Consider the following 636-nt stretch of genomic DNA (forward strand, 5'->3'; position numbering starts at 1 on the left):
GGCGGCACCGGAAATGCCGCGCGATTGCGATCACGCAGTTGCTTGTAGCCCCGAAACAGACCGCAGTCGATGAGGACGCGGTGTCCATCCGTTTCGAGCAGGTACCGCGATCCGGTTACGGTTCCGTCGGCGCCGAGAAACTGAAGCGAAGCTGGGGAATTCATAGGGCTCTCCGAACAGTTGGCAAAATGATCATTCCGGGATCTTCCCGGCGGGAACGGCACGAGGATCAGACGTCATAGGGGCCATCAGCGGCAGCTTCAGGCTTGCCGTCGCAGCGAGTGCCATCACCACGGCTGCGGCAAGGAAGCCGGCGCCTTGCAGGCCGTTGAAGCCGAACAGCAGACCAGCGCCCGCGGAGCCCACCGACAGCCCAAGGCTCACTGCTGCCGCCTGAATGCCGAGTTCGACGCCCTGACTTCGCGCGGTGATCCGCGACACCCAGAAGGCGAGCAGCGGACTGATCACCCCGGCCGAGGCCGCGACGACGGACACCGCGAACAGCATCTCGCTGAATGCGGTGATCGATGGAATTACCGCCAAACCGATCGCCATCACCAGGAAGGCGGGTGCTACCAGCACCTTCGTTGTCGCCGGCTTGACGAGTGGCGAAAAGACAAGCCCCTGCACCGCAAA

At 63.4% G+C, this 636-nt stretch carries 1 pseudogene; it reads right to left on the bottom strand.

Annotated features, from left to right (window positions below):
• Positions 1 to 192: 192 nt before the first annotated feature.
• Positions 193 to 636 (bottom strand): annotated as a pseudogene (locus MAXJ12_RS32865) (MFS transporter); the annotation flags it as partial.

This window comes from Mesorhizobium alhagi CCNWXJ12-2 (genome assembly GCF_000236565.1).
GTDB lineage: Bacteria > Pseudomonadota > Alphaproteobacteria > Rhizobiales > Rhizobiaceae > Allomesorhizobium > Allomesorhizobium alhagi.